Source organism: Kushneria sinocarnis (assembly GCF_003633775.1).
Classification (GTDB): domain Bacteria; phylum Pseudomonadota; class Gammaproteobacteria; order Pseudomonadales; family Halomonadaceae; genus Kushneria; species Kushneria sinocarnis.
This window is the reverse complement of the sequence record NZ_RBIN01000007.1, coordinates 270,757-284,706: the sequence shown is the minus strand read 5'-3', so window position 1 is coordinate 284,706 and position 13,950 is coordinate 270,757. Positions and strand designations below refer to the sequence as shown.

The following is a 13,950-nucleotide window of genomic DNA, read 5'->3' as shown; positions in this document are numbered from 1 at the left end:
TCATCGGGTAGCTCGGTCAGGTGGTGACAGGGTAGCCAGATTCTACCCCGCCGATGGCGATCAGGCAGCTGCGGCGGGATTTATGCAGCGTTTCCCTAGCAGTCTTAGCATTATCACTATACATAACATCAAAAAGATTTAACACAATCGATCATTGCAAAATTTCTTCCGAATCTACCGGTTCGTCTGGTTGCACCAATATTAATATACCAATGAAAATATTTCATGGCATGACTCATGATTACACCGGTTCGGAATTAGACGATGGGATTGATACAGAAGTAACCGGGCATTATCGAAACGGTTATTACCGGACTACCCGTAACGGGCTACAATACGTCCAAGGACATTATGTGAAGTCACACAAAAGGCATCGCTAATTTCTCAATAGCTTATCACTTATCGATCGTCATATACTCCACCTCGGCATCATAGTCAGTGATCTCTTCATCGCTCAGCTCACCGATAGCAGTCAGCACCGCAATCTTGGCCTGAAACCGCCGGGCGAGCGCATCGAAAAAAGCATCATCGACAGAAAGGACAACGCTGATAGTTCAAACCAAGGCATCTCTTAAAGAAAGAAGGCAATATCAAACGCCTATTCATTTCTGATGCCCAATAAGTCATCCCCTAATTTGGGCACTCTCCCTGAATACTGCACTTGTATCCCCCTTCATCGAGGGTGTGCTCCACCTTCGTCAGCAGCCATTCTCCATCCGCTCCCGTGCGAAAGCCGGACAGCGATACTCGACCCTCCGCCATCAACGTCGTCATGCCTGGCAGGGTCAGCTTCAGTGACTGACCACTGCGCTCACCCCGAGTGAGCGCCGAACGAGCAGCCGCGGTGGCACTCTCGGCGTCCGGAAATATCTGCGACAGCCGCTGAACGGGGTCGCCGGTACCGGCAGTGATCTCGCGAGTGATTGCTTCGACCACGTCACGCCAGCGCGCCACCACTTTACCCGGACTTTTGCGCTCAGAGAGTGTCATGCGGCCCGAGGTCACCATCTCGGGGGTAATGGCTACCGTGGGTAGCTCAGGCGCATTCTCTGTCATGCCGGATGCATCGCTGTTCGAACCGGCGCCGCCGGCAGCCGCCACTGCCCTGGACGCTGCCCGAGCGACGAACAGCAGCTTGCTGCCCCCGGGCTTGGCAACGCGCGTCAGCACTTGCTTGTCAGACTCATCCCGTTAGCACTCGCTACCCTCGCGACAATGACAGGCATCAGCCCTGCCCGACACCGACCCTGCCCCGGCAATTGACTTGCGCAAGACATGTCTGTAAATCTGGACATATGGACACTTCAGACACCCTGGCCGCCTTTGCCGCGCTCTCCCAGGCCACCCGGCTGGACACCTTCCGGCTGCTGGTGCGCCATGAACCCGAGGGCCTGTCAGCCGGCGAGATCGCCCGGCAGCTCGATGTGCCGCACAACACCATGTCGGCCCATCTGGGCGTGCTGGCGCGCGCCGGACTGGTGGTCTCGCGCCGCCAGAGCCGTTCGATCATCTATCGCGCCAGTCTCGAGCGCATGCGCGACACCATCGGTTTTCTGGTGCGGGATTGCTGCGCCGGCCATCCCGAACTGTGCCAGCCACTGCTGCAGGAGCTTGTCCCCTGCCCGCCCTCCGACAAGGAACCTTCCTCATGATCAGCGTGATCTATCACAACCCCGACTGCGGCACCTCTCGCAATACGCTGGCGATGATGCGCCAGTCCGGCGAGGACCCGCACGTGGTCGAATACCTGAAGACGCCGCCCTCGCGGCAGAAGCTGATCGATCTGCTGGCGGCCATGAAGATTGCGCCCCGGGAGCTGCTGCGCCGCAAGGGAACGCCCTTCGATGAGCTCGGACTGGATGATCCGTCACTCTCCGATGAGCAACTGATCGACGCCATGCTGGCGCATCCCATCCTGATCAATCGCCCGATCGTGGTGACTGATCTGGGCGTGCGGCTCTGCAGGCCGTCGGAGCGGGTACTGGATCTGCTGCCCAATCCGGTCAGCGAGTTCACCAAAGAGGATGGAGAAGTGGTACGCCCGGGAGAGACGGCGTCATGAGTTCGAGCCAGCTTCCCAACATCGATTTCGAGCAGCTGCATCCCATTGATGTCGATGCACTGGTCGGCCCGGAGGCACCGCGCCATCCGCCACGCATTCTGGTGCTGTACGGTTCGCTGCGCGAGCGCTCCTACTCGCGGCTGGCTTCCGAAGAGGCCGGCAGGCTGCTTGAGTGGTTCGGCTGTGAGGTACGCACCTTCAATCCCGCCGGCCTGCCGCTGCCCGATGACGGTGATGCAAATCATCCAAAGGTGGCCGAGCTGCGCGAGCTGGCTCAATGGAGTGAGGGCATGATGTGGGTCAGCCCCGAACGCCATGGCGCCATGACCGGCCTGATGAAGGCGCAGATCGACTGGATACCGCTGTCGCTGGGCGGCGTGCGGCCCACCCAGGGCAAGACCCTGGCGGTCATGGAGGTGTCCGGCGGCAGCCAGAGCTTCAACGCCGTCAATCAGCTGCGCATTCTCGGGCGCTGGATGCGCATGTTGACCATTCCCAACCAGTCCTCGGTGCCGAAGGCCTTCAACGAGTTCGATGACGACGGCCGCATGAAGGCGTCACCACTCTATCGGCGCATCGTCGATGTCTGCGAGGAGCTGGTGAAGTTCACCTGGCTGACCCGTGGCCGCTCGGCGTATCTGACCGATCGCTATTCGGAGCGGGTCGAGAGTGCCGAGGAAGTCTCCCGGCGGGTCAATCAGGGCTCCCACTGAACAGGGCAAGGCATCATGCTGGCTTTTGCAATCTTTCTGGTCACCCTGGTGCTGGTGATCTGGCAGCCCCGCGGGCTCGGTATCGGCTGGAGCGCGCTGGGTGGCGCGGCGGTGGCACTGGCCACCGGGGTGGTCGGCTGGGGCGACGTCGAAACGGTCTGGCACATTGTCTGGGATGCCACCTTCACCTTCGTGGCGCTGATCATCATCTCGCTGATTCTCGATGAGGCCGGCTTCTTCTCCTGGGCGGCCCTGCATATCGCCCGCTGGGGCAACGGTCGCGGGCGGCTGCTGTTTCCGCTGATTGTCGTACTGGGCGCCATGATTGCCGCCGTGTTCGCCAACGATGGCGCGGCCCTGCTGCTCACCCCCATCGTGCTGGCCATTCTGGTCCGGCTGGAGTTCAGTACCGGTGCGGCGCTGGCGTTCATCATTGCCACCGGCTTCGTGGCGGATACCACCAGCCTGCCACTGGTGATCTCGAACCTGGTCAATATCGTCAGTGCCAACTACTTCGAAATCGGCTTCGATCGCTACGCCCGGGTGATGGTGCCGATCGATCTGGTATCGCTGGCCGCCACCCTGCTGGTGCTGGGCCTCTGGTTCCGCCGGCAGATTCCCCGTCACTACCCGGTCGAACGGCTGGAGACGCCCGCCTCGGCCATCCGGGATCCCCAGGTCTTCCGGGCCGCCTTCCCCCTGCTGATCGTGCTGCTGGTGGCCCTGTTTCTGACGGCTCGCTGGGCGATTCCCTTTGCCTTCATCATGGGGGCCGCGGCCCTGCTGCTGATGGCCATCGCCGGGCGCTGGCTGACCCCGGGCAGGGAGCATGTCGTCTCGCTGAGTCGGGTGATCCGCAGCGCGCCCTGGCAGATCGTGCTGTTTTCACTGGGCATGTATCTGGTGGTCTACGGGCTGGGCAATGCCTGGCTGACGGCCGGCGCTTCCCGCGTACTGGCGTGGCTCGGGGAGCAGGGGCCGCTGATCGCCACCGTGGGCACCGGCTTCGCCTCGGCCCTTCTGGCTTCGGTCATGAACAACATGCCCGCCACCCTGGTGGGGGCGCTGGCCATCGACCAGGCGCAGGTGTCCAGCCTGACCCGGGAGCTGATGGTCTACGCCAATGTCATCGGTAATGACCTGGGGCCCAAGTTCACGCCCATCGGCAGTCTCGCCACCCTGCTCTGGCTGCATGTGCTGGCCGGCAAGGGCTATCGCATCAGCTGGGGGCAGTACATGAAGGTGGGGCTGATCATCACGCCGCCGGTGCTGCTGGCGACGCTGCTCGCCCTGGCGTTCTGGCTGCCGCTCGTCGACTGACTGACCGCCACCCACAGCCGGCGGCTTCACACGCCCGGCACAAAAAAGCCCGACAGCATGCTGTCGGGCACAAGTACGCAGGGAATGCCACCTGTGACAGGCAGCGGTCGAAACAGCCGGAGGATGCTTCCACCACTGACCGCCGTTGCATTCGGCTCGAGTGCCGATGAGCCGGATGACTGAAAAAAGAAAGGCCCCTCATGTCGAGGGGCAAAAACCCAGAAGGATGTCTTGCTACTGGGTTGGAGTTCGCAGAACCGAACAAGTTCCGATCGGCTGCCGAATTTTTTGCCCGCAGCCGACTCATGGCTGAAGCCGGCCGCCCTCTTGTGCCGATGTCATGTGCCTGTCACCCCGGCCCGGTATCGTGATCTCGCCCTGCCATGGGGGACTTTGGTCCCAAAGATTCAGTTAACCGTCTTCCTGTAATATGAAGCCGATTCCATCAGCAGTCACGGATGGGTTTCTGCCATGGAAAGGCAGCGTTCGATCAGGACAGGGAGGAGAACATGCCACATCAGCCCAGGGGTGCATGCTGCCCGGAGTGCGGGGTGCCATTGAGCTGGCCCGGTACCGGGGCCAGCGATCAGCAGATGCTGTATTGCGTCAACGGTCACCGGCTGTGCACCATGAAGGAATTCCGCGAGGCGGCACGCGACCTGCTGCTGCAGGAGGAAGTCTCCCTGCATCGCGGTTATCGCCGTGCCGGCTGAGGCCTTTTATTCCATGCCGACGGCTTGTTTGATGCGGGGAGGATGACATGCGCCGCAGACTCTGGATGACCCTCACGCTCTGCCTGTTGCCACTGAGCGCAGCAGGTGCCCAGCAGCAGGATGACGCGCGCCAGGGATCGGACCGTCAGCAGCGCTTCGATGACGCTCAGCAGCAGCAGCGCATCCAGCGGCTGCAGTCCGATATCAACCGCCGCGAACACGGCATGTCCGGCTCGGCCTCGGGCAGCCGTACCGAACGCCGGCTGGAAGAGAACTCGCTGAGGCAGGATCGTCGCCGGCTGCAGGAAGAGCGCCGCGATTCCCAGCGCCCTTCTCCCGGTACCAACCGACAGGTTCATCCTTCCGACCGCAGCCGTTCACCCTGAACGGGCAGGCAGCCGTTGCACCGGCATGGCACCATCGGAATAGTACAGGCACGCCGCAATCTGGCATGATGGCGGCTCAGCAGTGCCTCGCCCACCCGGTGTCCCGGGTTTGATGCAACGGAGCAGAGAAGATGACGTGCACTCCCCGCTACCCGGACCATCTGACACCCTGCCATGACTGGGTCAGCGACTGGCTGGATCAGTTCCGGGACGAGCCGGAACATGCCTGGAATACCTTTGAATCCGCGCACCGCACGGCCTACATCATCCTGAAGGCCACGCGCCCCGGCGACCCGGATGATTTTCTCATCGAGACGCTGATTCAGGCCCAACTACTGGATGAATGATGATGGCGCAGCTCCGGCGTCTGATATCCCACCGCCACTTCAGCAGTCACCGCATTCGTGACCGCCGTTTCAGGCTGGCACTGGCGCGCGAGCGCCTCTACTGGTTCAGCCTGATGGCCTTTCTATTGTTTGCGCCTTCGCTGCTGTGCATGCTGATCCTGCTGGCACAGCACGTACCACTGCCCGCCCCGCTCTCCTGAACCGGACCGGTTTATCGGATTCGCAGAGCGCTGACCGCTTGCGCCCTCACGCAATTCGAAGGGCCTCGGCGAGCGGGCGAGTCAGGCGGAGCCGGCCCGTGACAGGGGGGCCGGATGCTTGCCGCTGTCCCAGCCGAGACTGCGCGCCGCTGCGGTGGCAAACCAGCCGAGCCGATCGTGCAGCGCCACCACGCCCCCGACAATGATCAGGGTCGGCGGGGCAATGGTCAGCTGCTCGAGACGCCCGGGCATGTCATCCAGCCGGCCGACATGCACCCGCTGGCGCGCCGTGGTGCCCTGCTCGACCAGCGCAATCGGCGTATCACCTGCCAGCCCGTGGGTCATCAGTGCATCACAAATGACCTCAAGCGTGCCCAGTCCCATGTAGAACACCAGCGTCTGCCCCGCGCCGGCCAGGGTCGGCCAGTCCAGATCGCAGCTGCCGTTGCGCAGATGGCCGGTCACGAAACGGACCGACTGGGCATGATCGCGGTGGGTCAGCGGAATGCCGGCATAGGCGGAAATGCCCGCCGCCGCGGTGATGCCCGGCACCACCTCGAAGGAGAGTCCGGCTTCAGCGAGCGTTTCGAGCTCCTCGCCACCCCGGCCGAAGATGAAGGGATCGCCCCCCTTGAGCCGCACCACCCGGAAACCGGCGCGCGCCCAGTCCACCAGGGCCTGGTTGATGCCCTCCTGGGGGACGCTGTGCTGCGAGCGCGCCTTGCCGACATAGAGCCGCCGGGCCTCGGCGGGCAGCAGCGCCAGAATCTCCGGACTGACCAGGCGATCATGAATGACCACGTCGGCCTGCTCCAGCACACGCACCGCGCGCATTGTCAAAAGCTCGGGGTCGCCCGGGCCGGCACCGACCAGACTGACATGACCGCGCTGCATGCCGGCCCGCACCTGCTCATCGGGGCGGGTCCCGACCCGTAACGGCAGGCGCGCGGTGGACACCGCCGGCAGGCTCGGCACGAATACCGGCACGCCTTCGCGATGCGCCACGGCAGCCCAGCGCTCATCCTCGTGAGTACTGCCGGTTGCGATCAGCCACAGCTGACCGGCACCGGCCTCGGGGGCGTCAGCGTTCCGTGACCACTCGTACTGCTGCAGCAGCTGCTGCAGGGCCGGCATCGGCGCTTCATCATGTACACACAGGCGCTCGACCAGCCCGGTCAGCTGGCGCGCCAGTGCCAGCGCCGCCTGACCACCACCGATCAGGCGCACATCGAGCACTCCGGGGTCCAACTGCAGGGTCAGCATTTCCATGAGCGATCAGGTCGGTTGAGCATTGACGAAAGCCGCCATGATACGTGGCGCAGGGCGATCCGCCCAGCGCCCGCCCGCTGCGGGCCTAGTCGGGCGCGTTGATCACCTCGATGCCATCCATCCACGGACGCAGCGCCTCGGGGATCACGATCGAGCCATCCGCCTGCTGATTGTTCTCCATGACCGCCAGCAGGCAGCGGCCGATGGCCAGCCCGGAGCCGTTGAGCGTGTGCAGCAGCGACGGCTTCTTCTGCCCCTGCTCACGGAAACGGGCATGCATGCGCCGCGCCTGGAAATCCTCGGCGTTGGAGATCGAGGAGATCTCGCGGTAGCTGTTCTGGCTCGGCAGCCACACTTCCAGATCATAGGTCTTGGCCGCCGCAGCCCCCATGTCACCGGTGCACAGCAGCACCGTCCGATAGGGCAGCTCCAGCGCCTGCAGGATCGCTTCGGCGTGACCGCGCATCTCCTCGAGCGCCTCGTAGGAGTGCTCGGGATGTACCACCTGCACCATCTCCACCTTGTCGAACTGGTGCTGGCGGATCATGCCGCGGGTATCGCGACCGTAGGCCCCCGCCTCGCTGCGAAAACAGGGGGTGTGCGCCGTCATGCGCAGCGGCAGCTGATCGGCCTTGAGGATCGCATCACGCACGATGTTGGTCAGCGGCACCTCGGCGGTGGGGATCAGGTAGTAGTTCTGATCGCCTTCCAGCCGGAACAGGTCATCGCCGAACTTGGGCAGCTGGCCGGTACCGAACAGCGAATCGTCATTGACGATATAGGGCACCTGAAACTCTTCATAACCGTGCTGACGGGTCTGCATGTCCAGCATGAACTGCGCCAGCGCCCGGTGCAGCCGCGCGATCGGGCCACGCATCACGGCAAAGCGCGAGCCGGTCAGCCGGGTCGCCAGCTCGAAATCGAGATAGCCGTACAGCGCCCCCAGGTCGGTATGATCGCGCACCGTGAAATCGAACTCGCGCGGCGTGCCCCAGCGGTGCTGTTCGACGTTGTCCTCCTCGTCCTGACCACTGGGCACGCTCTCGTGCGGCAGATTGGGAATCCCGGTAACGATGGCATCGAACTGCGCCTGAATCTCCGCCAGCTCGCTGCTGGAAGCTTCCAGCCGCTCCCCCAGATCGCTGACCTCGGCCAGCAGCGGCTCGATATCCTCGCCGCGGCCCTTGGCCTGACCGATGGCCTTCGAGCGGGCGTTGCGCTCGGCCTGCAGCTCCTCGGTACGCGTCTGCAGTTCACGGCGACGCGCTTCCAGCGTCTTCATCCGATCGACATCCAGCGCATAACCGCGGCGGGCGAGTCGGGCAGCGACATTGGCAAGGTCACTGCGCAGCAGCTTGGGGTCGAGCATGGCAAATTCGGTCCGATTGAGTACGAAATGGGGTAAAGCGCCGATTCCGGCGACGGCGTTGCCGGCCGGAGCACCGCCGGCAGCAGCAGCGGCCGAGCGGCAGGAAAGCGATCATTGTAGAAAATTCCATGCGCCGCAACCATACCCGCTCACGGCCGGCGCCGGGCATTGCACCCGAGCCCGGCTGACGCCAGGATATGCCGATCACCCACAGGATTGATCAGGGCGCCGCCAGCTGCGGCATGTCCGCCCCGGACATGACCGTCGCCAGGGCGCGCTTCTCCCGGCCGACTGACGATACCGATGATCGAAACGCTCGACGCCCCCGCTCTGGAGCAGCACTACCAGCACTTTCTCGATACCCTGCGCGAGCGCGGCTTCCGGGGCGATATCGCCGCCGATCATGCCAATCGCACGGTGCTGGCCACCGACAACTCCATCTATCAGCGCCTGCCGCAGGCCGTGCTCTACCCCGGCGATGGCGACGACCTGGTGCTGATCGCCCGGCTGATGGCGCAGCCCCCCTTTCAGGATATCGTGGTCGCCCCCCGCGGTGGCGGCACCGGCACCAACGGCCAGTCGCTGACCGATGCGATCGTGGTGGATGTGACCCGTTACATGCATCACATCCTCGACATCGATGCCGACAATCGTCGGGTCCGGGTCCAGGCCGGCGTGGTCAAGGATCAGCTCAATGCGGCCCTGCGCCCGCACGGGCTCTTCTTCGCCCCGGAGCTGTCGACCTCCAACCGCGCCACCCTCGCCGGCATGATCAGCACCGATGCCAGCGGTCAGGGGTCGCGTGCCTACGGCAAGACCCGCAATCACGTGCTCGAACTCGACACCGTGCTGATCGGCGGGGAGCACTTTACCAGTCGCCCGCTGGAGGAGCACGAGCTCGACGAGCTCTGTGCCGGCGAGGGCCGCATCGCCGAGGTACACCGCACCGCACGCGAGGTCATCGACCGCCACGGCGAAGCCATTGCGGCGCGCTTTCCGCCGCTCAACCGCTGCCTGACCGGCTACGACCTGGCGCATCTGCGCGATGACCGGGGCCGGCTCGACCTCAACAGCCTGCTGTGCGGTTCGGAAGGATCGCTGGGCTTCATCAGCGAAGCCACGCTCAACGTCTTGCCGCTGCCGCAGCACTCCGCCCTGATCAACGTGCGCTATGGCGCCTTCATGGACGCCCTGCGCGACGCCCGCACGCTGATGGGCGAGGATGGCGCGGCGGATGCCCCCACCTCGATCGAGACGGTCGATGACCGGGTGCTGATGCTGGCGATGGAGGATATCGTCTGGGACAGTGTGGCGGCGTATTTTCCGGCCGGCGACGAAGGCTCACCGGCCGTGCGCGGCATCAACCTGGTCGAATTCAACGACGAGGACGAGCAGCGGCTGGAAGCGCGCATCGAAGCCTTCGTGCGCCAGCTGGAAGACGACACCGGCGTTACCCGGCTGGGCCACACCATCGCCCGCGGTCGCGAACAAATGACGCCGATCTACGGCATGCGCAAGCGCGCCGTGGGGCTGCTCGGCAATACGCAGGGCGAGCGCCGGCCGATTCCCTTTGTCGAGGATACCGCCGTGCCGCCGGAGCATCTTGCCGACTATATCGAGGCCTTTCGTGCCCTGCTCGATGAGTATGGCCTCGAGTACGGCATGTTCGGCCATGTCGATGCCGGCGTGCTGCATGTGCGCCCGGCCATCGACATGAAGGACCCCGACCAGGCCGCGCTGGTGCGGACCCTCTCCGATCGCGTGGTCGAGTTGACCCGGCACTACGGTGGGCTGCTGTGGGGCGAACACGGCAAGGGCGTGCGCTCGGAATACACCCCGGCCTTCTTCGGCGATCTTTATCCGGTGCTGCAGCAGCTCAAGGCGGCCTTCGATCCGCGCAATCAGCTCAATCCCGGCAAGATCGCCACGCCCTCGGAGAGCGGCGCCGAACTGCTGCGCATTGACGGGGTGCCGACCCGGGGCGAGCAGGATCGCCAGATCGACGAGCGGGTCTGGGAACGCTATGACAGCGCCGTCTACTGCAACGGCAATGGCGCCTGCTACAACTACGACCCGAACGACGCCATGTGTCCTTCCTGGAAGGCCACCCGGGAGCGCATTCACTCCCCCAAGGGGCGTGCCAGCCTGATGCGCGAATGGCTGCGCCGCCAGGGCAACGATGGCATCGATGTGCTGGCGGAGTCGCGCCGGTTGCGCGATCGTCCGGCGTGGCGCCGGTGGCTTGCCTGGCCCGCCCGGCTGCGCAATACCCTGCGCGACGAGCAGGACTTCTCTCATGAAGTCCACGAGGCCATGGACGGCTGCCTGGCCTGCAAGTCCTGCGCCGGTCAGTGCCCGGTGCGGGTCAACGTGCCGGATTTTCGCAGCCGCTTTCTCGAGCTCTACTACGGTCGCTACCTGCGCCCGGCGCGACACCTGCTGCTGAGCTCGCTGGAGGCCATGACCCCCTGGCTTGCCCGGATCGCGCCGCTCTACAACGGCCTGCTGGAACAGCGCTGGGTCCAGCGGAGCCTCGAGCGCACCATCGGCCTGGTCGATGCACCCACGCTTTCGGTCGACCGGCTCGACCGTCAGCTCGAGGCCTGGGGCATTCCGCTGGCCACGCCGACGGCGCTGGGCCGGCTGACCGAACGCCAGAAGACCGACAGCGTGGTGCTGGTGCAGGATACCTTCACCACCCATTTCGACGCCGCCGTGGTCCGCGATATCGTCGATCTGCTGGCGCGGCTGGATATCCGGGTTTTCGTGGCGCCCTACCACCCGAACGGCAAGCCCGGCGAGGTGCTGGGCATGCTGGGCCGTTTCGAGCGCACGGCCCGGCGTCAGGCCGAGCGGCTGCGCTCGCTGGCCCGCTTCGGCGTGCCGCTGGTGGGTATCGACCCGGCCATGACGCTGATCTATCGCCAGGAGTATCCCGACACCCTGGGCGAGGACGCCGTGCCCGAGGTGCTGCTGCTGCAGGAGTGGCTGCTGTCACGCGGCCAGAGACTGAGCCGGCGCAGCGATATCGCGGCCCGTAATGACACCGGGCCATGGCGGCTGCTCGCCCACTGCACGGAAAGGACCAACGCACCGGGCAGCGGTCGCGCCTGGCAGCAGGTGTTCGAGGCCTTCGGTCTCGAACTCGAACTGGTGGGCAGCGGCTGCTGCGGCATGTCCGGCACCTATGGTCACGAAGCGCATCATCGCGCAACCTCACAATCGATCTACGCGCTGTCGTGGCAGTCGATTGTCGAGCAGAGCGAGGATCACGACCGCCTGCTGGCCACCGGCTACTCCTGCCGCAGTCAGGTTGATCGCTTCTCCGAAGTCCGGCTGCAGCACCCGGCCCAGGCCCTGCTGCGCACCCTGGCGCCTGCCTGAGCGGGCCGGCGCGGGCGTCAATCACGGAGACCGAACCCATGTCCCGGACCCTGATCATCATCGGTGTGCTCACTGTCGTGGCCGGTCTGCTGTGGCCCTGGCTGAGCCGGCTGCCGCTGGGGCATCTGCCGGGAGACATCGTGATCCGGCGCGAGCACTTCAGCCTTTATTTTCCGATTACCACCATGATCCTGGTCAGCGTGGTGATCTCGCTGGTGCTGTGGCTGTTCGGCCGCTGAGCGCCAATTCCTTACGCTCCATTGCACCCGGCACGCCGTCCGTCTAGTCTGCGCGCTGTTGCAACTCGCAGGATACTCCCACCATGTCCGAACCCGCGCTGCTACTGGCTCTTATCGGGCTGCTGTCACTGGTCTGCCAGTGGGGCGCCTGGCGCATGCGCCTGCCGGCCATTCTGCCGCTGCTGATCGTCGGCATGGTCGCCGGCCCGGTGACCGGCTGGCTCAACCCGGATGAACTGCTCGGGGAGCTGCTGTTTCCGCTGATCTCGCTGGCGGTGGCGGTCATCCTGTTCGAGGGCAGTCTGACGCTGAACTTCCGTGACCTGCGCGGCCACGGCCGTACCGTCAGCCGGCTGATCACCTGGGGGGTGGCAATCACCGGCATCATCGGCACCCTGGCTGCCCACTGGCTGCTGGGCATCTCGTGGGAGATCTCTGCGGTACTGGGCGGTCTGCTGGTGGTTACCGGTCCGACCGTGGTCACGCCGCTGCTGCAGACCCTGCGCGCCCAGGGCAACCTGACCCAGATCCTGCGCTGGGAGGGGATTCTGGTCGACCCCGTCGGCGCCCTGCTGGCGGTACTGATCTACGAATTCGTCGCCATCGGTCAGGAGAACGGCGCGGCCTCGCACACCCTGCTGCTGTTCGCCCAGACCATCGGCCTGGGACTGGGGCTGGGGGCGGCCGGCGGCTGGCTGTGGGGGCTGGTGCTGCGCCACCACTGGCTGCCCCAGCGGCTGCACAGCTTCGGCACCCTGATGTGCATGCTGACCCTGTTTGCCATCTCCAATGCCCTGTTCGAGGAGTCCGGGCTGCTGACGGTGACGGTGATGGGCATCTGGATGGCGAACATGCGCGGCATTCCCACCGAGCCGATCATCGAGTTCAAGGAGACCCTGACCGTACTGCTGGTGTCGGGGCTGTTCATCCTGCTGGCCGCGCGCATCACCCCCGAACAGCTGGCGCTGCTTTCCTGGCCGGCCTGGATCTATCTGGCCATCCTGATGTTCGTGGCCCGGCCTCTCTCGGTGTGGGCCTGCACCCTGGGCAGTGGCCTGAAGTGGCGCGAAAAGGCACTGCTGGCCTGGCTGTCGCCACGCGGTATCGTGGCCGCTGCGGTCGCCTCGCTGTTTGCCATCAAGCTCGAACAGGCCGGGGTTGAAGGTGCCGAAATGCTGGTGCCGGTGACCTTTCTGGTTATCATCGGCACGGTCGTGATCCAGAGCCTGCTGTCACGGCCGATCGTGACCCTGCTGGGCGTCAGCGAGCCCGAACCTTCCGGCTTCCTGATTCTCGGCGCCAATCCGCTGGCACGCAGCGTGGCGCGCGAACTGGTCGAGCTCGGCTTTACCGTGCGCCTCACCGATACCAGCTGGGATGCGGTACAGGAAGCCCGCATGGCGGGGCTGCCGGTCTACTACGGCAATCCGCTCTCCGAACATGCCGTCCAGCACCTCGAACTGACCGGCATCGGTCGGCTGCTGCCGCTGTCGCCCTATCGCGAGCTCAATAACCTGGCCGCCCTGCACTTCGAGCATGTGCTCGGTCACGGCCATGTCTATCGTCTCGCGGAAGACCCCGGCAAGCATGCCAAACGCCGTCAGGACAAGGCACTTGGGCATCTGCCGCTGCTGTTCGACGAGCAGGCCACCTATGCCCATCTGGAGGATGCCATCGGTCGTGGCGGCGAGCTGCGCGTGACCCGCATGACCGACAGCTTCGGCCTCGAGGATTATCGGCGCATTCATGACAATCGCCTGCTGCCGCTGTTCATCCTCTCCGCCCAGGGCCGACTGCGCGTGATCCGGGCCGATGGGCCGGCACTCTCACTGCGCCCCGGCGAGCGTCTGATCAGTCTGATCTACGCGGATTCACCGGAGCTGCAGCAGGGTTCAGCCACGCCGGGGCGCCATTCGCATGTCGACACGGCCTGAGAAGACGTCATTCG

Annotated in this window: 14 protein-coding genes; 11 read left to right on the top strand and 3 right to left on the bottom strand. The window is 64.7% G+C overall.

What is annotated here, in order from left to right:
• Positions 1-630: 630 nt before the first annotated feature.
• Positions 631-1,056: a phage late control D family protein gene (locus tag C7446_RS13290; RefSeq protein WP_342768381.1), complete on the bottom strand. Its 426-nt coding sequence runs from the start codon at positions 1,054-1,056 to the stop codon at positions 631-633.
• A gap of 239 nt (positions 1,057-1,295) precedes the next feature.
• Between C7446_RS13290 and C7446_RS13285 the strand changes: the two genes are divergently transcribed.
• From C7446_RS13285 to C7446_RS13255, 8 genes are all read left to right on the top strand, one after another.
• Positions 1,296-1,652 carry an ArsR/SmtB family transcription factor gene (locus C7446_RS13285; RefSeq protein ID WP_121173594.1) on the top strand — a complete coding sequence of 119 codons (357 nt, stop codon included), beginning with the start codon at positions 1,296-1,298 and terminating at the stop codon, positions 1,650-1,652.
• Positions 1,649-2,062 carry an arsenate reductase (glutaredoxin) gene (arsC, locus tag C7446_RS13280; protein WP_121173593.1) on the top strand — a complete coding sequence of 138 codons (414 nt, stop codon included), beginning with the start codon at positions 1,649-1,651 and terminating at the stop codon, positions 2,060-2,062. The genes C7446_RS13285 and arsC overlap by 4 nt, the downstream gene beginning before the upstream one ends.
• Positions 2,059-2,775 (top strand): arsenical resistance protein ArsH, encoded by a 717-nt coding sequence (gene arsH, locus C7446_RS13275; RefSeq protein ID WP_121173592.1) that lies wholly within the window; start codon positions 2,059-2,061, stop codon positions 2,773-2,775. The genes arsC and arsH overlap by 4 nt, the downstream gene beginning before the upstream one ends.
• A gap of 15 nt (positions 2,776-2,790) precedes the next feature.
• A complete protein-coding gene (locus tag C7446_RS13270; protein WP_121173591.1) occupies positions 2,791-4,095 on the top strand; it encodes an arsenic transporter in 1,305 nt (434 codons plus the stop codon).
• Between the two features lie 509 nt (positions 4,096-4,604).
• Positions 4,605-4,808 (top strand): hypothetical protein, encoded by a 204-nt coding sequence (locus C7446_RS16380; protein ID WP_147408778.1) that lies wholly within the window; start codon positions 4,605-4,607, stop codon positions 4,806-4,808.
• A 47-nt stretch (positions 4,809-4,855) separates the two neighbouring features.
• Positions 4,856-5,194: a hypothetical protein gene (locus C7446_RS13265; RefSeq protein WP_121173590.1), complete on the top strand. Its 339-nt coding sequence runs from the start codon at positions 4,856-4,858 to the stop codon at positions 5,192-5,194.
• Positions 5,195-5,325: 131 nt separating this feature from the next.
• On the top strand, positions 5,326-5,541 hold the full coding sequence (locus C7446_RS13260; RefSeq protein ID WP_121173589.1) for a hypothetical protein: 216 nt from the start codon (positions 5,326-5,328) through the stop codon (positions 5,539-5,541).
• Entirely contained in the window at positions 5,541-5,741 is a 201-nt protein-coding gene (locus C7446_RS13255; protein ID WP_121173588.1) for a hypothetical protein, read from the top strand. The genes C7446_RS13260 and C7446_RS13255 overlap by 1 nt, the downstream gene beginning before the upstream one ends.
• A gap of 81 nt (positions 5,742-5,822) precedes the next feature.
• On the opposite strand, the gene cobA is transcribed toward C7446_RS13255, so the two are convergent.
• Together cobA and serS are read right to left on the bottom strand one after the other, a co-directional pair.
• A complete protein-coding gene (cobA, locus tag C7446_RS13250) occupies positions 5,823-7,010 on the bottom strand; it encodes a uroporphyrinogen-III C-methyltransferase (RefSeq protein ID WP_342768380.1) in 1,188 nt (395 codons plus the stop codon).
• 85 nt (positions 7,011-7,095) lie between these two features.
• Entirely contained in the window at positions 7,096-8,379 is a 1,284-nt protein-coding gene (gene serS / locus C7446_RS13245; protein WP_121173587.1) for a serine--tRNA ligase, read from the bottom strand.
• Positions 8,380-8,682: 303 nt separating this feature from the next.
• Between serS and ydiJ the strand changes: the two genes are divergently transcribed.
• The 3 genes from ydiJ (at position 8,683) to C7446_RS13230 (ending at position 13,936) form a co-directional block, all read left to right on the top strand.
• Complete coding sequence (ydiJ, locus tag C7446_RS13240) at positions 8,683-11,763, top strand: D-2-hydroxyglutarate dehydrogenase YdiJ (RefSeq protein ID WP_121173586.1); 3,081 nt, start codon at positions 8,683-8,685, stop codon at positions 11,761-11,763.
• Positions 11,764-11,801: 38 nt separating this feature from the next.
• A complete protein-coding gene (locus C7446_RS13235) occupies positions 11,802-12,002 on the top strand; it encodes a DUF2905 domain-containing protein (protein ID WP_121173585.1) in 201 nt (66 codons plus the stop codon).
• Between the two features lie 83 nt (positions 12,003-12,085).
• Positions 12,086-13,936 (top strand): cation:proton antiporter, encoded by a 1,851-nt coding sequence (locus C7446_RS13230; RefSeq protein ID WP_121173584.1) that lies wholly within the window; start codon positions 12,086-12,088, stop codon positions 13,934-13,936.
• Positions 13,937-13,950 lie beyond the last annotated feature (14 nt).